The organism is Dongia sp. agr-C8 (assembly GCF_054658695.1).
This window is the reverse complement of the sequence record NZ_BAAGHZ010000003.1, coordinates 233948-255999: the sequence shown is the minus strand read 5'-3', so window position 1 is coordinate 255999 and position 22052 is coordinate 233948. Positions and strand designations below refer to the sequence as shown.

Annotated in this window: 23 protein-coding genes; 13 read left to right on the top strand and 10 right to left on the bottom strand. The window is 66.3% G+C overall.

Going from position 1 to position 22052, the window contains the following annotated elements; translation table 11 throughout:
* Window positions 1-56: 56 nt before the first annotated feature.
* From irrA to ACYQ4T_RS15395, 5 genes are all read left to right on the top strand, one after another.
* A complete protein-coding gene (gene irrA, locus ACYQ4T_RS15415) occupies window positions 57-470 on the top strand; it encodes an iron response transcriptional regulator IrrA (RefSeq protein ID WP_459855778.1) in 414 nt (137 codons plus the stop codon).
* A gap of 200 nt (window positions 471-670) precedes the next feature.
* The gene (locus ACYQ4T_RS15410; RefSeq protein ID WP_395020918.1) at window positions 671-1090 is read left to right on the top strand and encodes a rubrerythrin family protein; all 420 of its coding nucleotides are present in this window, start codon (window positions 671-673) and stop codon (window positions 1088-1090) included.
* A gap of 97 nt (window positions 1091-1187) precedes the next feature.
* Window positions 1188-2516, top strand: a complete 1329-nt coding sequence (locus tag ACYQ4T_RS15405; RefSeq protein ID WP_459855775.1) for a heterodisulfide reductase-related iron-sulfur binding cluster — start codon at window positions 1188-1190, stop codon at window positions 2514-2516.
* Between the two features lie 17 nt (window positions 2517-2533).
* Window positions 2534-3130: a DUF3501 family protein gene (locus tag ACYQ4T_RS15400; RefSeq protein ID WP_459855773.1), complete on the top strand. Its 597-nt coding sequence runs from the start codon at window positions 2534-2536 to the stop codon at window positions 3128-3130.
* A 196-nt stretch (window positions 3131-3326) separates the two neighbouring features.
* Window positions 3327-5534, top strand: coding sequence for a spermidine synthase (locus tag ACYQ4T_RS15395; RefSeq protein WP_459855771.1), 2208 nt, complete (start codon window positions 3327-3329; stop codon window positions 5532-5534).
* Window positions 5535-5662: 128 nt separating this feature from the next.
* Here the strand turns inward: ACYQ4T_RS15395 and ACYQ4T_RS15390 are convergent, their stop codons facing one another.
* Entirely contained in the window at window positions 5663-6163 is a 501-nt protein-coding gene (locus ACYQ4T_RS15390; RefSeq protein WP_459855769.1) for an SH3 domain-containing protein, read from the bottom strand.
* 162 nt (window positions 6164-6325) lie between these two features.
* Here ACYQ4T_RS15390 and ACYQ4T_RS15385 point away from each other — a divergent pair, with 162 nt between their 5' ends.
* The 3 genes from ACYQ4T_RS15385 to ACYQ4T_RS15375 are packed head-to-tail and all read left to right on the top strand — an operon-like array spanning window position 6326 to window position 8188.
* Complete coding sequence (locus tag ACYQ4T_RS15385; protein WP_459855767.1) at window positions 6326-7309, top strand: 2-hydroxyacid dehydrogenase; 984 nt, start codon at window positions 6326-6328, stop codon at window positions 7307-7309.
* Entirely contained in the window at window positions 7306-7794 is a 489-nt protein-coding gene (locus ACYQ4T_RS15380; protein WP_459858014.1) for a GNAT family N-acetyltransferase, read from the top strand. Before ACYQ4T_RS15385 ends, ACYQ4T_RS15380 begins: the two co-directional genes overlap by 4 nt.
* A 43-nt stretch (window positions 7795-7837) precedes the next feature.
* Window positions 7838-8188 (top strand): GFA family protein, encoded by a 351-nt coding sequence (locus ACYQ4T_RS15375; protein WP_459855765.1) that lies wholly within the window; start codon window positions 7838-7840, stop codon window positions 8186-8188.
* A gap of 1 nt (window position 8189) precedes the next feature.
* On the opposite strand, the gene ACYQ4T_RS15370 is transcribed toward ACYQ4T_RS15375, so the two are convergent.
* The 7 genes from ACYQ4T_RS15370 to coaBC all read right to left on the bottom strand — a co-directional run bounded on the left by ACYQ4T_RS15370 (window position 8190) and on the right by coaBC (window position 14045).
* Window positions 8190-9326 carry a calcium-binding protein gene (locus tag ACYQ4T_RS15370; protein WP_459855762.1) on the bottom strand — a complete coding sequence of 379 codons (1137 nt, stop codon included), beginning with the start codon at window positions 9324-9326 and terminating at the stop codon, window positions 8190-8192.
* Window positions 9327-9500: 174 nt separating this feature from the next.
* Window positions 9501-9911: a VOC family protein gene (locus tag ACYQ4T_RS15365; protein WP_459855759.1), complete on the bottom strand. Its 411-nt coding sequence runs from the start codon at window positions 9909-9911 to the stop codon at window positions 9501-9503.
* Window positions 9912-9938: 27 nt separating this feature from the next.
* Window positions 9939-10703: a molybdopterin-synthase adenylyltransferase MoeB gene (gene moeB / locus ACYQ4T_RS15360; protein ID WP_459858012.1), complete on the bottom strand. Its 765-nt coding sequence runs from the start codon at window positions 10701-10703 to the stop codon at window positions 9939-9941.
* A gap of 176 nt (window positions 10704-10879) precedes the next feature.
* Window positions 10880-11842, bottom strand: a complete 963-nt coding sequence (gene cysK / locus ACYQ4T_RS15355) for a cysteine synthase A (RefSeq protein WP_459855757.1) — start codon at window positions 11840-11842, stop codon at window positions 10880-10882.
* 50 nt (window positions 11843-11892) lie between these two features.
* On the bottom strand, window positions 11893-12348 hold the full coding sequence (locus ACYQ4T_RS15350) for an RrF2 family transcriptional regulator (RefSeq protein ID WP_459858009.1): 456 nt from the start codon (window positions 12346-12348) through the stop codon (window positions 11893-11895).
* 10 nt (window positions 12349-12358) lie between these two features.
* Window positions 12359-12844: a dUTP diphosphatase gene (gene dut, locus ACYQ4T_RS15345; RefSeq protein ID WP_459855755.1), complete on the bottom strand. Its 486-nt coding sequence runs from the start codon at window positions 12842-12844 to the stop codon at window positions 12359-12361.
* Window positions 12837-14045 (bottom strand): bifunctional phosphopantothenoylcysteine decarboxylase/phosphopantothenate--cysteine ligase CoaBC, encoded by a 1209-nt coding sequence (gene coaBC / locus ACYQ4T_RS15340; RefSeq protein ID WP_459855753.1) that lies wholly within the window; start codon window positions 14043-14045, stop codon window positions 12837-12839. The genes dut and coaBC overlap by 8 nt, the downstream gene beginning before the upstream one ends.
* Window positions 14046-14304: 259 nt before the next feature.
* Between coaBC and ACYQ4T_RS15335 the strand changes: the two genes are divergently transcribed.
* The 3 genes from ACYQ4T_RS15335 to ACYQ4T_RS15325 are packed head-to-tail and all read left to right on the top strand — an operon-like array spanning window position 14305 to window position 17364.
* Window positions 14305-15633: an NAD(P)/FAD-dependent oxidoreductase gene (locus tag ACYQ4T_RS15335; protein ID WP_459855750.1), complete on the top strand. Its 1329-nt coding sequence runs from the start codon at window positions 14305-14307 to the stop codon at window positions 15631-15633.
* A 4-nt stretch (window positions 15634-15637) separates the two neighbouring features.
* Window positions 15638-16252, top strand: a complete 615-nt coding sequence (gene pnuC, locus ACYQ4T_RS15330) for a nicotinamide riboside transporter PnuC (protein WP_459855747.1) — start codon at window positions 15638-15640, stop codon at window positions 16250-16252.
* On the top strand, window positions 16249-17364 hold the full coding sequence (locus ACYQ4T_RS15325; RefSeq protein ID WP_459855744.1) for an AAA family ATPase: 1116 nt from the start codon (window positions 16249-16251) through the stop codon (window positions 17362-17364). The genes pnuC and ACYQ4T_RS15325 overlap by 4 nt, the downstream gene beginning before the upstream one ends.
* Here ACYQ4T_RS15325 and ubiB read toward each other — a convergent pair whose 3' ends face one another.
* Entirely contained in the window at window positions 17365-18921 is a 1557-nt protein-coding gene (ubiB, locus tag ACYQ4T_RS15320) for a 2-polyprenylphenol 6-hydroxylase (protein ID WP_459855741.1), read from the bottom strand.
* Between the two features lie 4 nt (window positions 18922-18925).
* Window positions 18926-19675 (bottom strand): bifunctional demethylmenaquinone methyltransferase/2-methoxy-6-polyprenyl-1,4-benzoquinol methylase UbiE, encoded by a 750-nt coding sequence (gene ubiE / locus ACYQ4T_RS15315; RefSeq protein WP_459855738.1) that lies wholly within the window; start codon window positions 19673-19675, stop codon window positions 18926-18928.
* Window positions 19676-19961: 286 nt separating this feature from the next.
* On the opposite strand from ubiE, the gene mutM reads away from it, so the two are divergent.
* Complete coding sequence (gene mutM / locus ACYQ4T_RS15310) at window positions 19962-20786, top strand: bifunctional DNA-formamidopyrimidine glycosylase/DNA-(apurinic or apyrimidinic site) lyase (RefSeq protein WP_459855735.1); 825 nt, start codon at window positions 19962-19964, stop codon at window positions 20784-20786.
* 43 nt (window positions 20787-20829) lie between these two features.
* Window positions 20830-22041 carry an adenylate/guanylate cyclase domain-containing protein gene (locus ACYQ4T_RS15305; RefSeq protein ID WP_459855733.1) on the top strand — a complete coding sequence of 404 codons (1212 nt, stop codon included), beginning with the start codon at window positions 20830-20832 and terminating at the stop codon, window positions 22039-22041.
* The last annotated feature ends 11 nt before the right edge of the window (window positions 22042-22052 follow it).

Sequence of the window (22052 nt, the reverse complement as noted above, 5' to 3'; positions counted from 1 at the left end):
TTAACGATTATAAAATCGGGTTCCAAGCCTTCGGCGGATATGGCAATATTCCCGTCATGGAAGCGCGCCCCTTCACCCCCATGGTCCAGAAGCTGCGGTCCGCCGGTCTGCGTCCGACCCGCCAGCGCATGTCCCTGGCCAAGCTGCTGTTCGACGCCGGCGATCGCCATGTCACCGCCGAGCAGCTGCACCAGGAAGCCACTTCGGCGCGGGTCCGGGTGTCGCTCGCGACCGTCTACAACACGCTCCACCAGTTCACCACCGCAGGCCTGCTGCGCGAGGTGGTGGTGCAGCCGGGTCGGTCCTACTTCGATACCAACACCTCGGACCACCACCACTTCTTCATCGAATCCAACGGCCATCTCGAGGACATTCCCGGGGATTCCGTGGCCCTCGCGCGCCTGCCGGACCCGCCGCAGGGGACCCGCATCGAGCGCGTCGAAGTCATTGTCCGCGTCACCCGCGACTGACAACTGGTTGCTCGTTTCGCCTTTTATTTCAGTCGCAAGACGCTCGCTTTAGAGTAGTTCTAATCTGTTGACAGGGGCAGTTTCGGCTGCCTATGATTCGCGCCGAGGATCGGGTCGTTTCTGCGCCGGCCCGGCCTTGAGATCGTTTCAACAAGAACACTGCCGAGAAACGACTCCGCCACTGCAAAGGGAGCAAGCAAATGGCAAACCTCAAGAACTCCAAGACCGAAGGCAACCTGAAGGCGGCGTTCGCCGGCGAGAGCCAGGCCAACCGCCGCTATCTCTATTTCGCACAAAAGGCCGATGTCGAAGGCTACAACGACGTCGCCGCCGTGTTCCGCTCGACCGCTGAGGGCGAGACCGGCCATGCCCACGGCCATCTCGAGTTCCTCGAAGCGACCGGAGATCCCGCGACGGGTCTCCCGATCGGCGGCACCGCGCCGAACCTCAAGGCGGCGATCGCCGGCGAGACCCATGAGTACACCGATATGTACCCGGGGATGGCCCGCACCGCCCGCGAAGAGGGCTTTGACGAGATCGCCGACTGGTTCGAGACCCTGGCCAAGGCCGAGAAGTCGCATGCCGGCCGCTTCCAGAAGGCGCTCGACACGCTCGGCTGATTCTTTCAGCTGATGACATCCGCCGGTGCCGCCGCTCGGTTTGAGCGGCGGTCCGGCCGATGCTTACTCTCCGGTCGAACCTCTCTCGGATAGGGCGATGCGCGAAGGCAGCCTAGAGCCACCGGTCCGCCACCCGATCGCGTGGCAGGATCCCGATTTCTATGACATGGCGAAGATCGAAGCGGAGATGCACCGCGTCTTCGACATCTGCCATGGCTGTCGCCGCTGCTTCAATCTCTGCGATTCCTTCCCGCGCCTGTTCGACCTGGTCGATGCCTCGCCCGACGAAATGGCCGGCGTCGATCCCAAGGACTACAAGCAGGTGGTCGATGCCTGCACGCTCTGCGACCTCTGCTTCATGACCAAGTGTCCCTATGTGCCGCCGCATGAATGGGCGCTCGACTTCCCGCATCTGATGCTGCGCTACCGTGCGGCCGAATTGAAGGCCGGCAAGGAAGACAAGATCGGCGCGCAGTTCACCGAGACCGATCGCAACGGCAAGGCCGCTGCGCTCGTGGCGCCGCTCGCCAATGCCGCCGCGGAGAACGGCCTCGCCCGCGCCGTGCTGGAAAAGGTCGCGCATGTCGACCGCGAGGCCTATCTGCCGAAATTCCACGGCCGCACCCTGGTGCTGCGCGCCGCCGAAGAGAAGCCCGAGGTCAACACCGGGGCACCCGCCTTCGGCCGCAAAGCGGTGCTCTACGCGACCTGCTTCGCCAACTACAACAATCCCGAGATCGGCACCGCGGCCCGCGCCGTCCTGGCGCGGAACGGCGTCGCGACCGAGGTGGTCTACCCGCGCTGCTGCGGCATGCCGCATCTGGAGCGCGGCGATGTCGCCCGCGTTGCCGAGCATGCGGTGACCGTCGCCGACGCGCTGCTGCCTTACGTCGCCGACGGCTATGACGTGATCGCGCTGGTCCCGTCCTGCGCGCTGATGCTGAAATTCGAATGGCCGCTGATCCTGCCCAACGACGCGCGGATCAAGACGCTCGCCGACGCGACCTACGACGTCAGCGAATACGTGGTCGATATAGCAAGACGGGAAGGTCTGGCGCCCGGCTTGAGCGCCCTGCCGGGTGGGATGGCGGTGCATATCGCCTGCCATTCCCGCGCCCAGAACATGGGCCAGAAGGCGGCGGAGATGCTGAAGCTCATTCCCGACGCCGACCTCGCGGTGATCGAGCGCTGCTCCGGCCATGGCGGTTCCTGGGGCATCTTCAAGGGCAACTTCCAGACCGCGCTGAAGGTCGGCCGTCCGGTGGCACGCCAGGCGGTCACGGCGGGCAAGGCTTTTGTCGCCTCGGAATGCCCCCTGGCCGGCGAGCATATCGTCCAGGGCATGGAGCGGCTGGATGCCGGGAAGGCGCCGGAACACGCCTGGCACCCGATCCAGCTCTTCGCCCGCGCCTACGGGCTGAACTGAAACTTCGGAGTTCTTCGATGACTGCTGCCAAGAAGACGGCGATCAGCCGTGCCGACATCCTGCCGCCCACGGAATACGCGGCGAAGCGCGCGGAACTCCGCAAGGCGGTGGTCGCGCGCAAGCGCAAGCGGCGGATGGAAGTCGGCCCGGTCGCGACCTTCTATTTCGAATGCTACGAGACCATGCTGCAGCAGGTCCAGGAGATGCTGCATATCGAGAAGGGCGGCGAGGCGCAGATCGAGGACGAGCTCCGCGCCTACAACCCGCTGATCCCCCAGGGCAGCGAATTGACCGCGACCGTCATGTTCGAGATCGACGACCCGGTGCGCCGCGCGCGGTTCCTGGCGCGGTTGGGCGGTGTCGAGAACACCGCCTTCATCAAGCTCGACGGCGAAATGGTGAAGGGCGTGCCCGAGGCCGACCAGGACCGCACCAACGAAGAGGGCAAGGCCTCCTCGGTGCAGTTCATCCATTTCCCCTTCACGCCCGAGCAGGTCGCCCTGTTCCGCGCGAAGGACCGCCAGGTGATCCTCGGCTTCAGCCACCCGGAATACAGCCACATGGCCGTCCTCCCGGAAGAAATCCGCGCCGAACTGGCCGGCGATTTCGCCTGAGCCTCTTGCATCCAGTCTAAACGCGCTCTTTCCGTCATCCCGGCGCTAGGCGCCGGGATCCACGCCTTGGGTGCCGCTCGATGGAAAGGCGTGGATCCCGGGACCAAGTCCCGGGATGACGACTGGAGCTACTGGCATACTCAGACTCCTGCTTTGCCGGTATGCTGCTTAGCGACGAGCCGAATCGGGGGAGAGAGTGGGAGCGCAAGCGCCGACCTCGCGCAGCACCTGGCTGTTCGCCGGCACGATGCTGCTCAGCGCCTGGCTGGTGTTCCTGATCCAGCCGATGCTGGGGCGGATGATCCTGCCCAAGCTCGGCGGCGCCGCCTCGGTCTGGATCACTGTCTCGCTGTTCTTCCAGATCGCGCTGCTCGCCGGCTATTTCTACGCCCATGTCATCTCCGCGCGGTTGAAGCCGCCCCTGCAGATGGCGGCGCACGCGTTCCTCGCCGTGGCCGCGATCTTCCTGCTGCCCGTCGTCGTGCCGGAATCCTGGGCCCCGCCCGCCGATCGGCCGCCGCAAGGCGATCTCATCCTGATGATGGCGCTGACGGTCGGCCTGCCCTTCGTGGTGGTCTCGGCGACCGCGCCTTTGCTGCAGCGCTGGTACTCGCTGACCGGCGCCAAGGATGCCGGCGATCCCTATTTCCTCTACGCCGCCAGCAATCTCGGCAGTCTCGCCGCGCTGATCCTCTATCCGCTCCTGGTCGAGCCCGAGCTCGGCCTCAAGGACCAGAGCGGGTTTTGGGCGGCGACCTACCTGGTCCTGCTGGCGGGCTTGATCGCCTGCGGCTGGGTCACGTTGCGCCAATATGTTCCGCCGGTCGTGCTCTGCATGCCGGCACCCGATGCCGGGCGCGACCTCAACTGGAAGCGCCGCCTGCACTGGCTGGCGCTCGCGGCGGCACCCTCCAGCCTGTTTCTCGGCGTGACCCTGCAGATCTCCACCGACATCGCCTCGGTGCCGCTGCTCTGGATCCTGCCATTGATGGTCTATCTGCTGACTTTCGTCATTGCCTTCGCGCGGCGGCCGCTGCTGACACGCGAAGGGGTGGCGCGCAGCATTCCCTATGTCGCGACCATCGCGGTCCTGGTGTCGGGCTTCGAAACCAGCATCGGGCTGCCGCAGATCGCGATCGGCCTCGCGCTGCTGTTTTTCCTGGCGCTGAGCTGCCATTCGGAGCTGGTGGCGTTGCGGCCGGCGCCCCGGCAGCTCACCGAGTTCTTCCTGCTGATGTCGCTCGGCGGTGCGCTCGGCGGGCTGTTCAATGCGGTGCTGGCGCCGCTCGTCTTCTCGGGAGTCTATGAATATCCGCTCGCCGTCTTCGCCGCGATCGCGCTCTGGGCGATCGGGCGCGGCATCGACCCGAAAGCCTGGCTGAATTGGAAATGGCTCGCCGCGGCGGTTGCGCTGTTCCTCGTCCTGCGCGGCGTTATGACTTTTGCATCAGGGCATGGCGCGCTGCAAGGACTGGTCGTGGCGAAAGCGGTCGCGGCGGTGCTCTGCTTTGCCGCGCGACGGAAACCCGTCGCCATGACTCTGCTGGCGGCTGCGGTGCTGGCCGCCGGTTCGGACATCTCGCTTCGGCCGGAGCTGGCGCGCTATCGCAGCTTCTTCGGCGTGCATCGGATCGAGCTCGGCGGGTCGGATACCGTGCCGGTACATTTCCTGATGCATGGCAACACGACCCATGGCGCGCAATTCACCGATGCGGCGCGGCAGCGCGAGCCGCTGCTCTACTACGCGAAGGCAGGACCGGCCGGGCAGGCGATCGCGGCGATGCGCGCGGCACAACCGGTCTCGCCGGTTGGGGTCATCGGCCTCGGCGCCGGCGCCATGGCCTGCTTGCGCCAACCCGGCGAGGCTTGGACCTATTTCGAGATCGATCCCGCGATCCTCGCGACCGCGCGCAACCCCGAATACTTCTCCTATCTGGAAAACTGCACGCCCGATGCACGGGTCGTGCTCGGCGACGGCCGCTTGAAGCTGGCGCTCGAACCCGATGATTCCTATCGCCTGCTGGTGCTCGATGCTTTCGGCTCGGATTCGATTCCGGTGCATCTGCTGACCCGGGAAGCTCTCGATCTCTACATCAGCAAGCTGCAGCCCGGCGGCATGCTCCTGATGCATCTCTCGAACCGAAACATCGAGCTGCTGCCCGCGGTCGCGCGGCTGGCGGCGGACCGGAACCTGGTCGGGCGCTTTCAGTTCTTCCCCGGCGCGTCGCCGGCGGACAGTCTGATCTCCCCCTCGGAATGGGCGGTGCTGGCACGGGACGAATCGGATCTCGGATCCCTGGCGACGGATGCGCGCTGGCAGCGCTTCCCGGTGCTCATGAAAGGGCGGGTCTGGACCGATGACTATGTCGATATTCTCTCGGTGATCCGCTGGCCCTGGCGATAGCCGAGCCGACATTCTGGTCGTCATGCCCGGGCCCCGCGGACGAATGTCCGCATTCGCGGGCGGGACCCGGTCATCTGGTTCCGGTCGGCGCGAGATTGCCGGTTCAAGCCCGGCAATGACGCTTCAATTCATTCCTTGAAATTCTCGGTCGGGTTGACGCCCCAGATCCAGCTGCGCTTCAGCCAGCCCTCGTAGCCCTTGACCTCGAGCTTGCACCAGTCGTCCTTGCATTCCTCGATCCGGGCGATCACGCCGGGATCCAGCTCGGCGACCGGCCGCGCGGCCTCGCTCGGGGAATCATGCAGGGTCCGGCGGGTCTCGATCACGATCGCCATGCGCTTGCTGGTCAGCAGGTTGACGCTCACCCAGCCGGTGACGCCCTGGTAGTCGCGGATCCGCCGCCAGGTGTCCCATTCCTCGAAGATCTCCACCGGCATGCCGGAGCGCTGGTAGACCCATTGCTTGGGATAATTCTCGCCCGGCCCGGCGCGCAGGTTGACCTCGCTCGACTTGAACGAGGCAAAGCGCGGCAGCGGCAGGTTCTCCTGCGCATGGGTCGGCTGCGCCGGAATGACGCAGGCGAGCATCATCAGGCCGAAGAGGACGCGCGCGGCGAGCGAATCGGGCATTTCCCGACCAATCTAATTGGGATCGGACTCGCGTCAAGCCGCGACTTGGATTGGATTTTCCACCCTTTGGCGGGATCGGGGCCGAGCGCTGGACAATGCGGCGCCCGGCTTGCTATTGCATGAGTTCCAGCGCCGGGGGAGGCGCATCCGAGAGGTCTCTCAATGCCCGGCAAGCCCTATGTCGTCGTCACGCGGAAGCTTCCGGACAGCGTCGAGACCCGGATGATGGAGCTGTTCCGGGTGAAGCTCAATCTCGAGGACCGGCCGCTCGAGCAGGCCGAGCTCATCGAGGCGGTGAAGACCGCCGACGTCCTGGTCCCGACCGTGACCGACCGGATCGACAACGCCGTCCTCTCCCAGGCCGGCCCCAATTTGCGCCTCATCGCCTCCTTCGGCACCGGTGTCGATCACATCGATCTCGCCAGCGCCCGGCAGCGCGGCATCACCGTCACCAACACGCCCGGCGTCCTGACCGAGGACACCGCCGACATGACCATGGCGTTGCTCCTGGCCGTGGCGCGCCGGGTCTCCGAAGGCGAGCGGCTGATCCGCTCCGGCGACTGGAAGGGCTGGGGGCCGATGTTCATGCTCGGCCACCGGATCTCCGGCAAGCGCCTCGGCATCGTCGGCATGGGGCGGATCGGCACGGCGGTCGCCCGGCGGGCCCGGGGCTTCGGCCTCTCGGTGCATTACCACAACCGCCGCCGCGTCCATCCCTCCCTCGAGCAGCAGCTCGAGGCGACCTATTGGGAGAGTCTCGACCAGATGCTGGCGCGGATGGACATCATCTCCATCAACTGCCCGCACACGCCGGCGACCTACCACCTGCTCTCGGCGCGGCGGCTGAAGCTGATGCAGAAGCACGCCTATCTGGTCAACACTGCCCGCGGCGAGGTCGTGGACGAGAATGCGCTGACCCGCATGCTGGAGAAGAAGGAAATCGCCGGCGCCGGGCTCGACGTCTTCGAGCACGAGCCTGCGGTCAACCCGAAGCTGCTCCGCCTCGACAACGTCGTCCTGCTCCCGCATATGGGCTCGGCGACGATCGAAGGCCGGGTCGACATGGGCGAGAAGGTCATCATCAACATCAAGACCTTCGCCGACGGCCACAAGCCGCCCGACCGCGTGCTGGAGGCAATGCTCTGAACACTGAATCGTCGCCGGTCCGGATCGGGATCGAGGATCCCGACCAGCCGGAGATCCGCGCGCTCCTGGAAGAGGCGGATCGCTATTACGCCACGCTCTATTCCGCCGACGAGAACTTCCTGCTCGATATCTCGGCGCTGCAGCAGCCGGGCATCGCCTTCTACGTCGCACGCGACGGGGCACGGCTGCTCGGCTTCGGCGCCGTGGCGCTGCGCTCCGCCGACGCGGCCGGCCTCGCCTGGGCCGAGGTGAAGCGCATGTATGTGGCGCCCGCCGCGCGCGGCCGGCGCATCGGCCGCCTGATCCTCGACCGCCTGCTCGGCCATGCGAAGGAACGCGGCATCGGTGTGCTGCGGCTCGAGACCGGCAACAAGCAGCTCGAGGCCCTGAGCCTCTACCGCTCGGTCGGCTTCGCCAGCCGCGGCCCATTCGGCGATTACCCGGACAACGAATCCTCGGTCTACATGGAGCTGAAGCTCGCCTGATGTGCTAGGCTTCCACCACGTAAAAGACGTGGGAGAAAGCATCATGGCGTTCCAAGGCAGCTGTCACTGCGGCGCGGTCAAGTTCACCGTCGATGCCGATCTGCCGAAACAGGCGATGAGCTGCAACTGCTCGATCTGCCGCCGCAAAGGCGTGCTGATGGCCTTCTTCCCGGTCGCGAAGTTCAAGCTCGACCAGGGTGAAGGCGCGCTCGCGGCCTACAAGTTCAACAAGCACCGCATCGCGCACCAGTTCTGCAAGACCTGTGGCATCCATGTCTTCGGCGCCGCCATCAGTCCGGACGGCACCGACACGCGCGCCATCAACCTGCGCTGCGTGCCGGAAGCCGATCTCGATGCGCTCCAGGTGCAGCAGTTCGACGGGGCGTCGCTTTAGCTCAGGCAATCGCCGTGTTGATCGACTGCTCGACCGAAAGGTAGACCGTCTGTCCGTTCACGCTGGCGCTATAGGTGTCCATCACGTGACCGTTGTCGAGATAGGGGGTTTCCTGGTGCCAGTTGTTGCCCAGTGATTCCACCTTGTCGTGTTCCTCGCCATACACCCGCAGCCAGCCGGAATCGGTGAAGTCGAGCACATCCTGCGGCGTCAGGTGCAATGAGACCGACGCATTCTGGCAGTCGATGATATCGACGCCCTTGATGTGGCCTTTCTCGACGCCGAGATAGATCGAGATGTCCTCGGTGATGAACAGCGTGTCGGCTCCGGCGCCGCCGTGGATGTCGTCCTTGCGGATGTCATCGACGGTCGCGATGAGAAAATCGTCGCCGCCGCCGGCATCGACGTTGTCATGGCCGGCACCGCCCCACAGCGTGTCGTTGCCGCCGCCGCCCATCAGCAGGTCTTCGCCGTCACCGCCGAACAGCCCGTCGACGTCGTTGCCGCCGCCGAGGAAGTCGTTGCCGTCGTCGCCGAAGGCTGCCCCGCCGCCGTCGTAAAGTCGCAGCTGGTCGTCTCCGGCGCCGCCATGCAGCTCGTCGTATCCGCCATAGGCATAGACGTCGTCATCGCCGTCGCCGCCGTAGACGATGTCGGTGCCGCCGGCGCCGAAGATCGTGTCATTGCCCTGGTCGCCGTACAGCAGGCTGCCGTCGTCCCCCGCGGCCAGCGTATCGTCGCCCTCTTCGCCGTGCAGCTCGTCATGCCCGGTGCCGGCGATCAGCGTGTCGTTGCCATAGCCGCCGGAGAGGAAATCGTCGCCCGCGCCCCCCAGCACGAGGTCGTCTCCCGCCTGGCCGTAGACGTGATCGTCGCCGTCCTGGCCGTCCAGCCAGGTGTCGTCGCCATCGCCGCCCCAGAGCGTGTCGTTGCCGCTGCCGCCGTAGAGGTTGTCGCGGCCGGTGCCGCCGAGCAGGGTATCGTCGCCGACATTGCCCCAAAGCGAGTCATTGCCGTCGCCGCCGTCGATGAGATTGTGGACCAGGCTGCCGCCATACAATGTGTTGTCGCTGGCGTCGCCGATCGTGGTCTGTGCCTGCATCCACCAGGGCAGCTGCTTGAGCATGAAAGCGGGCATGGGATCCTCCTTCGGAGCATCGCGCCTGACGATCAGGACGCCGTCCGAAATCGGTCGCGCCGCCGGCCGCGGGGTTGGTGACATCTGACCCGGAACGTGACGATCCGCACCGATTCCGGGCGGGAAATCTCCGCCCGCACACCACGCGGTCAAACCGGCCGGAAAACGCTAACGCTAACGGTCCCAGCTCTGGTTGGTGAGCACGACGCGATAGCCGTCGGGATCCTCGAAGGTCTTGCCGTACTGGTCCCAATACGGGTTGTTCGAGGCGACCGGCCTGTATCCGGCCTCGACCATCGCCCCGATCGCCGCCTGGTAGGCGAGGCGCTGCGGCAAATACAGCACCAGCAGGTTGTCCTTGGTCGGCGCGCGCCCGGCCTTGTGGCCTTTGTGATGGGTGAAAGCGAGGTGATAGGCCTGTCCGGGATGGCCGAGGATCACGCCGGCGAAACCCTCGTGATCCTCGAACCGGGTCAGGATCTGGAAGCCGAGCCCCTCGCAATAGAACGGCAGCAAGGCCTCGATATTGTCCGTCGGGCGGACGATCCGGAGCGTCGGCGTCCAGATGTCATAGCCTTGGGACATCAGCGGGTCTTGCATCACCCGCCGCGCTCAAATTCTGGAGCAGCACGGACAATCGGGATCCTTGGCGATGCGCACGGTGCGGAAGGCGGGCGCCAGCGCGTCATAGATCATCAGTTTGCCGGAGAGCGAATCGCCCAAGCCCAGAATCTCCTTCAAGACCTCGGTCGCCTGCAGGCAGCCCATGACGCCGGCGACCGCGCCGAAGATGCCGGCCTCCTCGCAGCGCGGGATGAGATCGGCGGGCGGCTGCTCCGGGAAGATGCAACGATAGCAGGGGTGGCCGTCGCCGAGATGCGCCTTGTAGGTCGAGAGCTGGCCGTCGAAGCGCAGCAGCGCCGCGCTGACCAGGGTCTTCTTCAGCTTGAAGCAGACATCGTTCAGCAGATAGCGGGTGCGGAAATTGTCGCTGCCGTCGGCGATGATGTCGTAGCCCGCGATCAGCCGCTCGACATTCTCGGCATTGAGCCGCTCCTGGTGCGTGACCACCGTGACGTCGGGGTTGAGCTTCTCCAGCCGCTGCCTGGCGCTGTCGACCTTCGGCATCCCGAGCGTCGTCTCGTCGTGGATCACCTGACGCTGCAGGTTGGAGAGATCGACGGTGTCGTCATCGACCACGCCCAGGGTGCCGATGCCCGCGGCGCCGAGATAGAGCAGCAGCGGCGCGCCCAGGCCGCCCGCACCCACCACCAGCACGCGGGCGGCGATGAGCTTGGCCTGGCCTTCCTCGCCCACCTCGTCGAGGATGACATGGCGAGCATAGCGTTCGAGCTGGCGGTCGCTGAGTTCGAGCATCACGCGGTGCTTTCGGTTCGGTGGGTACGGTGGTCGCTCCACACTGAACCGTCATGCCGGGACTTGGTCCCGGCATCCACGCCTTTCTTCGGTCGCACGCAAAGGCGTGGATCCCGCGACCAAGTCGCGGGATGACGACCGAGAGGGCTGCAAGGGTCGGTGCGACACATAGGCCGCTATTCTAAACCCTCGAACAAGGCCGTCGAGAGGTAACGCTCCGCAAAAGAGGGCAGGATCACAAGTATGCGTTTTCCCTCCATGCCGGGGCGGCGGCCAAGCTCACACGCGGCGGCGAGCGCACCCCCGGAGGAAATGCCGACCGGCATGCCTTCGACCCGGGCGGCCTTGCGCGCCATCGCAAAGGCGTTGGCATTCGAGACGGTGAGGACTTCGTCGATGATGGCGCGGTTCAAGTTGTCGGGAATGAAGCCGGCGCCGATGCCCTGGATCTTGTGCGGGCCGGGCTGACCGCCCGAAATCACCGGCGAATCCTCGGGCTCGATCGCGACCACTTTGACACCCGGAATCTTCGCCTTGATCACCTCGCCGACGCCGGTGATGGTGCCGGCGGTGCCGACGCCGGCGAGGAAGTAATCGAGCTTGCCGCCGGTGTCGGCAATGATCTCCTCCGCGGTGGTCTTGCGGTGGATCTCCGGGTTGGCCGGGTTGCTGAACTGCTGCGGCATGATCGAGTTCGGAATTTCCTTCAGCAGCTGCTCGGCGCGCTGGATCGCGCCCGACATCCCGCGCGGCGCCGGCGTCAGTTCCAGCTCCGCGCCCAGCAGCCGCAGCATCTTGCGCCGTTCGATCGACATGCTCTCCGGCATCGTGAGGATCAACCGGTAGCCCTTCGCCGCCGCGACGAAGGCCAGCGCGATGCCGGTATTTCCGGAGGTCGGCTCGATCAGGGTGGCGCCCGGCTTCAGCTTGCCCTCGGCCTCCAGCGCGTCGATCATGGCGAGGCCGATCCGGTCCTTCACCGAGGAGAGCGGATTGAAGAACTCGCATTTGGCCAGGAGATCGGCCTTCACATTCTCCGACTTGGCGAGCTTCGCCAGCCGCACGATCGGCGTCGCGCCGATGGTGTCCAAGAAGGTGTCGTAAATCCGCCCGCGAAACCGGGCCGCTGCTTCGGTCATGACCGCCCCTGAGAAGAATGTGAAGCTCGATGATCAGGCCTGGTTTGGGCCTAGATGCTGAAATCCAAACGTTGATGCGCGTCCGAACGTATGCCGGCGTTCTGCGCCTTGGTGCACAGATCCTCCAGCGTCACGGCATCGAGTTTGGCCAGCATTTCGAGCTGCAGCTGGCGCCAGAGCGGACGAACGACTTCGAGCCCGACCCTTGATCCGGAAGCGGTCTCGACCGGATCGCTTCCGCCTTCGAACTGGCGGACCGCGCGAACGATCTCGCCCATGGAAATGCGGCGCCGCTCCTTGGCCAGCATGTAGCCGCCTTTCGGGCCACGATGCCCCGCCAGGATGCCCGCCCGCACCAGATGCTGCAAGACCTGTTCCAGGTAGCGCCGGGGGATGCCCTGGCGGCCGGAAATCTCCCCGGACTGCACCGGCTGGGAGCCGCCGTAATAGGCAATGTCCAGCACCGCCTCGATCGCGAAGAGGAGGCGCTTGGAAGGGTGCAACATGGCAACCGCCCTATCCATGGAGACCCTCCGATACTGAAATCTTGATTCCTGTGGAGCCGAAGCCCCCGGTGCCGCGCGCCGTGCTGTCCAGTGTAGCCTGCTCGGACCATTGCAGGCGGGTGACCGGCGCCACCACCATCTGCGCGATCCGGTCGCCGCGCTTGATGGTGAAGACCTCCTGGCCGTGGTTGATCAGGATGACGCCGACCTCGCCGCGATAGTCGGCGTCGATGGTGCCGGGCGTGTTCAAGGTGGTGACGCCGTGCTTCAGCGCGAGGCCGGAACGCGGCCGCACCTGCGCCTCATAGCCCGGCGGCAAAGCCATCGCGAAGCCGGTCGGGATCAACGCCCGTTCCCCGGGGGCCAGGCGAAACTCGTCGGCGACGGCGGCGACCAGGTCGAGCCCCGCACTCTCCGCCGTGGCGTAATGCGGCAGCGGCAGGTCGGCGCCATGGGGCAGGCGGGTGACTTTGACGATGATGGCGGACTCAGGCATTCACTCTTCCAAAATGCGCGGCGATGCGTTGGCCGAGGCGGTCGGCGACCTCGAGCTTGGAGAGATCCGGCCAATCCTCGCTGCGGTCGTTCGTCACCAGATGGATGGTGTTACGGTCGCCGCCGAATGTGCCGCGGTCCGGCGAGACATCATTGGCCAGGATCCAGTCGCAGCCCTTCTTCGCCAGCTTCGCCTGGGCGTTGGCGATGAGATTCTCGGTCTCGGCGGCAAAGCCGATCACCAATTTCGGGCGTTTGGAGCCAGCCTGCGCCATGCTCTGTAAAATGTCGGGATTGGCGGCAAGTTCCAGCGCCGGGGTGCGGCCGGAATCGTCCTTTTTGATCTTCTGGTTGGCAGGCTTCGCCACTTTCCAGTCGGCCACGGCGGCGGCGAACACGCCCACATCCACGGGCAGGCTCGCCTCGCAGGCCGCCAGCATCTCCGCCGCGGTCTCGATATGCCGGGTGGTGACGCCGGGTGGATCGGGCAAGCGCGTCGGACCGGAAACCAGGATGGTCTCCGCACCCATGCGTGCGAGCGCCGCGGCGATGGCATGGCCCTGCTTGCCGGAGGAACGGTTGGCGATATAGCGCACGGGATCGATCGCCTCGAAAGTCGGGCCGGAGGTCACCAGGGCGCGCAAACCTTTCAACGCGGCATCGGCCAGCAAGGTCTCGATCGCCTTCAGGATGTCGTTGGGCTCCGCCATGCGGCCGGATCCGACTTCGCCGCAGGCGAGATCCCCGGCATCGGGCCCGACCATCCGGATCTGCCGCGCCTTCAGCATCGCGATATTGGCCTGGGTCGCCGCATTCTGCCACATCAGCACGTTCATCGACGGCGCCAGCAGCACCGGCGCCGAGGTCGCGAGCAAGGTCGTGGTGGCGAGATCGTCGGCGATCCCGTGGGCGAGCTTCGCCATGATATCGGCGGTGGCGGGTGCCACGACCACCAGATCCGCCTCGCGCGAGAGACGGATATGACCCATCTCGCTTTCATCGGTCAGCGAGAACAGTTCCTGGTAGACCTTGTGCTCGGAGATGGCCGAGAGGCTCAGCGGCGTCACGAACGCGGCGCCGCCCTTGGTCAGGATCACCCGGAAGGAAAGGCCGCGCTCCCGCCCGCGCCGGATCAGCTCCAGCGTCTTGTAGGCGGCAATGCCGCCGGCGACGATCAGCAGAATCCGCTTCCCCGCCAGCATCGGACCTCCAAATTCCACAGTTCTTGCCAGTATTTATTCCGCAAAGGCACTATTTTCAAGTTTGGCGGAATTAACCATCAAGGCTGCGTGGATTGAGTATGAGGCGTGTCCCAACGGCTTAACCCCGACAAGGTCGCCGCGTTCCCCACTTTCCGCGGGGAAAATGGCGCAGCATGGTTAAATCGCGGCGGGTTTGCCGGCAGCCGCCGGCCCTCTAGTATCCGCCGCCTTCATTCTGATCCCGGGGAATCATCAGTTCATGGGTCCGACACCCGACAGCATCACCAGCGACGGCGCGCTTCCCGCCAAGGCCGACGTCGTCGTCATCGGCGGCGGCATCATCGGCACTTCGGCGGCGCTTGAATTGGCGGAGCGCGGCCTCTCGGTCGTGCTTTGCGAGAAGGGCAAGATCGCCGCGGAACAGTCCAGCCGCAACTGGGGCTGGGTCCGCAAGATGGGCCGCGATCCCCGCGAGCTGCCGCTGATCATCGAATCGCTGCGGATCTGGGACGGCTTGAACGCACGCACCGGCAGCGAGACCGGCTTTCGCAGGGCGGGCATCCTCTACACCTGCGCCAACGAAGCCGAGGTCGCGCGCAACGCCGGCTGGATCGAACACGCGCGCCCCTATCAGCTCGACACGCGCATGCTGTCATCGCAAGAGACCGCGAATCTCCTTCCCGGCATGAAGACCAAATTCGCCGGCGCGCTCTACACCGCTTCCGACGGCCGGGCCGAGCCGCAGAAGGCCGCCCCCGCGATCGCCCGCGCGGCACAGGCCAAGGGCGCCGTCGTCATGGAGAACTGCGCGGTGCGCGGCATCGAGCGCGCGGGCGGCCGGGTCTCCGGCGTGGTCACCGAGCGCGGGCGCGTCGATTGCTCCGGCGTCGTGCTGGCCGGCGGCGCCTGGTCCAATCTCTTCTGCGGCAGTCTCGGCATCGATCTGCCGCAATTGAAGGTGATGAACTCGGTGCTGCGCACCGAGCCGCTGGAAGGCCTGCCGGAAACCGCGACCTGGTCTTCGAAATACGCCTTCCGCAAGCGCCTCGACGGTGGCTATACGATCGCGGACGGCGATGCCAACGATGTCGAGATCGTGCCCGCCAGCTTCCGCTATCTCACCAAATTCGCGCCGGCCCTGCGCAGCCAATGGAAGGCCCTGCGCATCCATCTCAGCGGCGCCTTCCTCCAGGAATGGAACACGCCGCGCAGCTGGCAGCTCGATCACGTGACGCCGTTCGAGAAGACGCGCATCCTCGACCCGGTGCCGAACCGGAAGGCGACCGAAGGCGCGCTCAAGGCCCTGATCGATGACCATCCGGGCTTCGCCGGCGCCAGGATCGCGCAGCATTGGGCGGGCATGATCGATGTCACGCCCGACGCGGTGCCGGTGATCTCGCCGGTGGATAGCCTGCCGGGCTTCGTGATCGCCACCGGCTTCTCGGGCCACGGTTTCGGCATCGGCCCGGCCGCCGGCAAGCTCGCCGCCGACCTCGTCACCAACGCGCGTCCGGTGGTGGACCCGAAGGACTTCCGGCTCGGTCGCTTCTTCGACGGCTCGAAGATCGAGCTGATCGGCGGAATCTGAGGCGATGCTCGATCTTCTGTTCGCACCGGTCACGCTGCTCGGCCAGCCGTCGAGCGCGCTGGAGCTGATCGCCGTCGTCACCGGCCTGGTCACGGTCGCCCTGGCCGCGAGGAACCACGTGCTGAACTGGCCCGTCGGCCTGGTCAATGTGGCCTGTTCCTTCGTGATCCTCGTCCATGTGAAGCTCTACGCCGATTCGGCGCTGCAGGTCTTCTTCGCGGTCTTGAGCCTCTACGGCTGGATCCATTGGCGCGGCGGCGGCACGCCCGCGCCGGTCATCCGCTGCCCCTGGCGCGATCTTCTGGTCGCCTTCGCCGTCACGATCGTCGCCACCGCGGGCATTTACCTCGCGCTCACCTACTGGACCGACGGCCGCCTGCCGGTGTTCGACGCCTCGATCCTGACCTTGAGCGTGCTCGCCACCTGGCTGCAGGCGCGGCGCGCGGTCGAGAGCTGGTATGTCTGGATCCTGGTCGATGTCATCTCGATCCCGGTCTATCTCGAGCGCGGGCTGCCGTTCTTCGCCGGTCTCTACGCGGTCTTCCTGGTGATCTGCTGCTTCGGCCTCTGGTACTGGCTCCGGGACCTGCGCCGGCGTTCGACGCCTGTTGCGGCATGAGCGCCGGCGACCATGCCCTGGTGATCGGCAAGTTCTATCCGCCGCATCTCGGCCACCACCTGGTGATCCGCACCGCCGCCGCGGCTTGCCGGCGCGTGAGCGTCGTCGTCATGGCCTCGGCGGTGGAATCGATCCCGCTCGCCGACCGCGTCGCCTGGCTGGCCGACGCGCATGCCGGCGAATCGAACGTCCGGGTGACCGGGGTGATGGACGAGCACCCGGTCGACTTCGAAAGCGATGCGGCCTGGGCAGCGCATGTCGCCTTGATGCGCGAGGGCCTCGCCGCCCTGGAGGCGCCGCGCGTCACCGCGGTCTTCAGCTCCGAAGCCTACGGGCCCGAGCTGGCGCGGCGCTTCGCGGCGGTCCCTGTCGCGGTCGATCCCGATCGCCGCCTGGTGCCGGTCTCCGCCCGCGCGATCCGCCGCGATCTCGTCGCCGGCTGGGAATACCTGGCGGCGCCGACCCGTGCCGGGCTTGCCTTCCGCGCGGTCGTGCTCGGCGCCGGATCGACCGGCACGACCACGCTGGTTTCCGCGCTCGCCGACCATTGGCGGGCCCGCGGCGGCGCCCATGGCCTGACGCGATCAGTTGCGGAGTTCGGCCGCGCCTATTCGCTCGAGAAATTTGCGCGCGCCCGCGCCGCGGCCCAGCTCGCCGGCAAGCCGCCGCCGGCGAAGGAGGATCTCCCCTGGGAAAGCGCCGAGTTCGCGCATGTGGCGCGGACCCAGCTTGCGCAAGAGGACGCGGCGGCGGCCTTGGGCGGGCCGATCCTCATCTGCGACACCGATGCCTTCGCGACCACGGTCTGGCATGAGCATTATGTCGGCGGCGACAATGCGGCCGTCGCGGCGATCGCGGCGTCGCGGCGGCATCCGCTCTATCTGCTGACCCATCCGGCCGATGTGCCCTACGCGCCGGACGGCCTGCGCGAAGACTCGCAGCCGCGGGAATGGATGACCGAGCGCTTCGTCGCCCGCCTCACCGAGACCGGGCGCCGCTTCGTGGTCCTGCGGGGCGATCGCCGGCAGCGCCTGACGGCGGCGGTCGAAGCGATCGAAGCCGAACTGCGCACGGCCTTCAGCTTCGCGCCGCCGCTCTCGCCGGAGACGTGATCAGCGGGTGAACAGCAGCCCCGCGGCCAGCACGGCGATGATGATCCAGAGCCACCAGTTGCTGCCGGTGCGGTTGATGACCTTCAGCGCTTCCGGATCGAGCTTCAGGCCGCCTTCGGCCAGGTGGCCGACCAGCCGGTCGATGTTGCGCATCACCGCCGGCAGGCGCTCGATCGCGTGGACGAATTCCGCGCCCGCCTGCTCGATCCGCGCCTGCGGTCCGCGATTCTCGATCATCCATTGCTCGATCAGCGGCTGGGCGAGCTGCCAGATGTTGAGATGCGGGTTCAATTGCCGCGAGACGCCCTCGGCGATCAGCATGTTCTTCTGCAGCAGGAGCAGCTGTGGCTGCACTTCCATGTCGAAGGTCTCGGCGGCGGCGAAGATCTGGCCGAGGATCCGGGCGAAGGAAATCTCCGCCAGCGGCTTGCCGTGGATCGGCTCGCCGATCGAGCGCAAGGCCAAAGTGAAGTCCTCGACCGATTGCGAGGCCGGCAGATAGCCGGCATCGACATAGACCTGGGCGATCCGCGCGTAATCGTGCTCGACGAAGCCCATCAGCATGTCGGCCAGGAAATAGCGGGTCTTCTTGTCGATCCGGCCCATGATGCCGAAGTCGACAACCTGGATCGCGCCGTCCAGGCCGACGCTCATGTTCCCGGGATGCTGATCGCCGTGGAAATAGCCGTCGCGGAAGGCCTGGTGGAAGAAGACGCCCGCGGCCTTGGTCAGGATCTCGTCGACATCCAGGCCGGCCGCGCGCATCGCCGGCGCGTCGTCGAAGGGAATGCCGGAGAGCCGCTGCTGGGTCATGACGCGGCGCGCGGTCCGGCTCCAGTCGATCTCCGGCACGCGATAGGTGGGATCGCCCTCGAAATTCCCCCGGAGCTCCGAGGCCGAGGCCGCTTCCAGCCGCAGGTCCATCTCGACCCGCACCGTCGCCGCGAAGGTCTTCACCACCTCGACGGGTTTGAGGCGGCGCAGCTTCGGCTGCGTGCGCTCGATGACCTCGGCGATCCAGAGCAGCAGGTCGATGTCGCGCGCGAAAGCGAGCTCGATATCGGGGCGCAACACCTTGACCGCGACGGCGCGGCCCTCGGGGTGTGCCGCATCCGGCGTGGTGACCGCGAAATGGACCTGGCTGATCGAGGCGGCCGAGACCGGCACGTCGTCGAATTGCAGGTAGAGCAGATCGATCGGCGCGCCGAGCTCCGCCTCGATCGTGCTGCGCGCCGCGAAGGAACTGAAATGCGGCAGCTGGTCCTGCAGCTTGGCGAGATCGGCCGCGACCTCTTCGCCCAAGAGATCCGAGCGCGTGGACAGCACCTGGCCGAACTTGATGAAGGCAGGCCCGAGCTCGCTCAGCGCATTGGCCAGGCGTTCGCCGGGTCGGAGATCGCCGACCGGCCGGCCGAAGATCACGCGGATGAGGAAGAGGACGACCGGCGTCAGGCCGGCGCCGGCCAGCGCTTCCTCGAACGGCGACAGTGCCCCGTGCCGCGCCGCGCTGCGCGCCATCTGGAACAGGCGATAGAGTGACCGGAATGCCCGCAGCATGAATCTAGATCCGCCAGCCCGAATGGAGCGCCGCGATCCCGGCGGAGAGATTGCGATAGGACACGTTCTGGAATCCGGCTTCCGCGATCATGCCGGCCAGGTGGTCCTGGGTGGGAAAGCGCCGGATCGACTCCACCAGGTACTGATAGGAGTCGCGGTCCTGCGCCACATGCTGCCCGAGCCAGGGCAGCACCTTGAAGGAATAGACATCGTAGAGCTTGGCGATCGCCGGCACCGCGACATGCGAGAATTCCAGGCAGAGGAACCGCCCGCCGGGCCGCAGCGCGCGATAGGCCTCGCGCAAGGCCTTGGCTTGGTCGCCGACATTGCGCAGGCAGAAGGCGATGGTATAGGCGTCGAATTGCATCTCGGAGACCGGCAGCGATTCGGCATTGCCGGAGACCCAGTCGATCCCCGACAGCACGCCGCGGTCGATCGCCCGGTCGCGCCCCACGCTCAGCATTTCCGGCGTCAGGTCGCAGACCGTGATCGCACTCTCCGGCGCCCGTTCGTGGATGCGGAAGGCGATGTCGCCGGTGCCGCCGCCGACATCGAGGAAGCGCTGGCCGTTGCGGGGGTTCAGCCAGTCGATCATCGCCCCTTTCCAGAGCCGATGGATGCCGCCCGACATCAGGTCGTTCATCAGGTCATAGCGGCCGGCGACCGAGGAGAACACCCCGCGCACGAGTTCGGTCTTCTCCGCCGCATCGACGCGGCGGAAGCCGAACCAGGTTTCTTGCTGTCCTTCATTCATGCGCCGGACAATAGCGGCGGGAGTCTGAATAGGCCAGTGCGCGGCGATGCGGCATCAAGTCTGGGGCACCCCCACCCCAACCCTCCCCCGAAGACGGGGGAGGGAGAAAACAGAGCGCGGTGCGGAGCCCTCCCCCATCTTTGGGGGAGGGTTGGGAGGGGGTGCCCCGCAATGATTCTCTCCGCTCCTGACACGCGCTGGCAGTGGCCGACCTTGGAACACGGCAGCCGACGCGCTAAGTTTGGAACTTCCGTCGAACATCCCCCAGCGCCTTTCCAAGGGTCCCATGCCCGAGCTGCCCGAAGTCGAAACCGTCGCCCGCGGCCTCGCGAAGAGGCTGGAGCGCCACAAGCTGGTCAAGGTCGAGACCAGGCGCGGCGATCTGCGCTGGCCCTTTCCGAAGGGCTTCACCGAGAAACTGACCGGACGCAAGGTGATCAAGGTGCGGCGGCGCGCGAAATACATCGTCGCCGAATTGGACGACGGCAATGCCTTGCTGGCGCATCTCGGCATGTCGGGACGGATGCTGCTCTCCAAGGGCCGGCCGGAGACGCTCGAGACCCATGACCATGTGATCATGGAGACCGATGACGGCTGGTGCCTGCGCTTCAACGACGCGCGCCGCTTCGGCATGATGGACCTAGTCCGCACCGACCAGCTGGAGCAGCACAAGCTGATCAAGGGCATCGGCCCCGAGCCGCTCGGCAATGAATTCAGCGGCCCGATTCTCGCCGCGGTTTTGAAGGGCAAGAAGACCTCGATCAAGGCCGCGATCCTCGACCAGAAAGTGGTCGCGGGCGTCGGCAACATCTACGCCTCGGAAGCCTTGTTCCGCGCCGGCATCAGCCCGAAGCGCCTGGCCTATACCGTGCAGGGCGACCGCGCCGAGAAGCTCGCCCGGTCGATCAAGACCGTGCTGAACGAAGCCGTCGCGGCCGGCGGCTCCTCGCTGCGGGACTATGTCCAGGCCGACGGCGAGCTCGGTTATTTCCAGCACCGCTGGCGGGTTTACGAGAAGGAAGGCCAGCCCTGCCCCAACGGCCCGGGCAAAATCCGCCGCATCACCCAGGGTGGCCGCAGCACTTTCTATTGTCCGAAGTGCCAGCGCTAACCATCTGCGAACGACAGCGTCACCCCAAAGGGCTATCGATTTTATGCAGGAACAAGCCGTCACCGCCGCCGTGGACTGGCTGATCCAGGCGGCTTTCGCCGGGAGCAGCGAAAGCGAGTTGCTGCAGGGTCTCTGCGATCGCTTCGTCGCCGGTGGGCTCCCCTTGAAACGTGTCGCGGCGGGGTCCGGCCTGCTGCATCCCACCATCGATTCCCGCGGCTTTCGCTGGGTGCGCGGCGAGCCGGTGCAGCGCGAGGAATATTTCCACGACCGCGTCTCGCTCGCGGATTGGGAGAAGAGTCCGTTTCGCACCCTGGTCGAGGGCAATGAGACTTCCATGCGCCGTCGCCTCGACGGCGATTATCGCCTCGGCGAGTATGAGTTGCTGGATACTTTGAAGGCGGAGGGCTGCACGGATTACTATGCGCTGATCCACCGCAACGGCGATCCGGAAGTCAGCGGCAAGGTCGGCAGCATGGTCTCGTCCTGGACCATCGACCGGCCCGGCGGTTACAGCGATCTCGAGATCGCGCAGCTCGATCGGGTCGCCTCGGCCTTCGCGCTCAGCTATCAGAGCCGGGCGCTCCACGGCACCATCCGCACCCTGCTGGAAACCTATCTCGGCGCCGGCGCCGCGCAACGCGTGCTGGGGGGCAACATCAACCGCGGCCAGGCCGATGCGATCCAGACCATCATCTGGTACAGCGACCTGCAGCATTTCACCCGCATCGCCGACGAGGTCGAGCGCGAGCATCTCTTGAGCTTCCTCAACGAATACGCCGCCTGCCTGGTGGAATCGATCGAGGCGCATGGCGGCGAGGTGCTGAAATTCATCGGTGACGGCATCCTCGCGATCTTCGGTCATGACGACATGGGCATCGCGCGGTCGAACGCCCTGGATGCCGCCTTCCGCGCCGAGGCGAGGATCGCGGCGCTCAGCGAAGCGCGGCTGGCCCAGGGCCAGCGCACCACCGACTTCTATCTGGCGCTCCATTGCGGCGATCTGCTGTTCGGAAATTTCGGCAGCGCCAACCGCCTCGACTTCACCGTGCTGGGTCCCGCGGTCAACGAGGCCAGCCGCATCGGCGGCATGTGCCGCTCGCTGGACCAGCGGGTGATCGTCTCCTCGGCCTTTGCCGAGGGGGCGGGGCCGCGCCGCCGCGACCTGGTCTCGCTCGGCCGCTACGCCTTGCGCGGCGTCGGCCAGCCGCAGGAACTCTTCACCATCGACCGCAGCGCCCGCCGGGCGTCCTAGCCGTGCGGATT

Bases quoted from the DNA above. Each gene is read 5' to 3' on its own strand.
- dut (WP_459855755.1), bottom strand. From the start codon at position 12,844: ATGCCTGAGTCCGCCATCATCGTCAAAGTCACCCGCCTGCCCCATGGC.
- ACYQ4T_RS15325 (WP_459855744.1), top strand. From the start codon at position 16,249: ATGAGCGCCGGCGACCATGCCCTGGTGATCGGCAAGTTCTATCCGCCG.
- ACYQ4T_RS15370 (WP_459855762.1), bottom strand. From the start codon at position 9,326: ATGCCCGCTTTCATGCTCAAGCAGCTGCCCTGGTGGATGCAGGCACAG.
- ACYQ4T_RS15375 (WP_459855765.1), top strand. From the start codon at position 7,838: ATGGCGTTCCAAGGCAGCTGTCACTGCGGCGCGGTCAAGTTCACCGTC.
- pnuC (WP_459855747.1), top strand. From the start codon at position 15,638: ATGCTCGATCTTCTGTTCGCACCGGTCACGCTGCTCGGCCAGCCGTCG.
- cysK (WP_459855757.1), bottom strand. From the start codon at position 11,842: ATGACCGAAGCAGCGGCCCGGTTTCGCGGGCGGATTTACGACACCTTC.
- ACYQ4T_RS15365 (WP_459855759.1), bottom strand. From the start codon at position 9,911: ATGTCCCAAGGCTATGACATCTGGACGCCGACGCTCCGGATCGTCCGC.
- coaBC (WP_459855753.1), bottom strand. From the start codon at position 14,045: ATGCTGGCGGGGAAGCGGATTCTGCTGATCGTCGCCGGCGGCATTGCC.
- ACYQ4T_RS15390 (WP_459855769.1), bottom strand. From the start codon at position 6,163: ATGCCCGATTCGCTCGCCGCGCGCGTCCTCTTCGGCCTGATGATGCTC.
- ACYQ4T_RS15410 (WP_395020918.1), top strand. From the start codon at position 671: ATGGCAAACCTCAAGAACTCCAAGACCGAAGGCAACCTGAAGGCGGCG.
- mutM (WP_459855735.1), top strand. From the start codon at position 19,962: ATGCCCGAGCTGCCCGAAGTCGAAACCGTCGCCCGCGGCCTCGCGAAG.
- ubiE (WP_459855738.1), bottom strand. From the start codon at position 19,675: ATGAATGAAGGACAGCAAGAAACCTGGTTCGGCTTCCGCCGCGTCGAT.
- ACYQ4T_RS15350 (WP_459858009.1), bottom strand. From the start codon at position 12,348: ATGTTGCACCCTTCCAAGCGCCTCCTCTTCGCGATCGAGGCGGTGCTG.
- irrA (WP_459855778.1), top strand. From the start codon at position 57: ATGGAAGCGCGCCCCTTCACCCCCATGGTCCAGAAGCTGCGGTCCGCC.
- ACYQ4T_RS15385 (WP_459855767.1), top strand. From the start codon at position 6,326: ATGCCCGGCAAGCCCTATGTCGTCGTCACGCGGAAGCTTCCGGACAGC.
- ACYQ4T_RS15305 (WP_459855733.1), top strand. From the start codon at position 20,830: ATGCAGGAACAAGCCGTCACCGCCGCCGTGGACTGGCTGATCCAGGCG.
- moeB (WP_459858012.1), bottom strand. From the start codon at position 10,703: ATGCTCGAACTCAGCGACCGCCAGCTCGAACGCTATGCTCGCCATGTC.
- ACYQ4T_RS15405 (WP_459855775.1), top strand. From the start codon at position 1,188: ATGCGCGAAGGCAGCCTAGAGCCACCGGTCCGCCACCCGATCGCGTGG.
- ubiB (WP_459855741.1), bottom strand. From the start codon at position 18,921: ATGCTGCGGGCATTCCGGTCACTCTATCGCCTGTTCCAGATGGCGCGC.
- ACYQ4T_RS15335 (WP_459855750.1), top strand. From the start codon at position 14,305: ATGGGTCCGACACCCGACAGCATCACCAGCGACGGCGCGCTTCCCGCC.
- ACYQ4T_RS15400 (WP_459855773.1), top strand. From the start codon at position 2,534: ATGACTGCTGCCAAGAAGACGGCGATCAGCCGTGCCGACATCCTGCCG.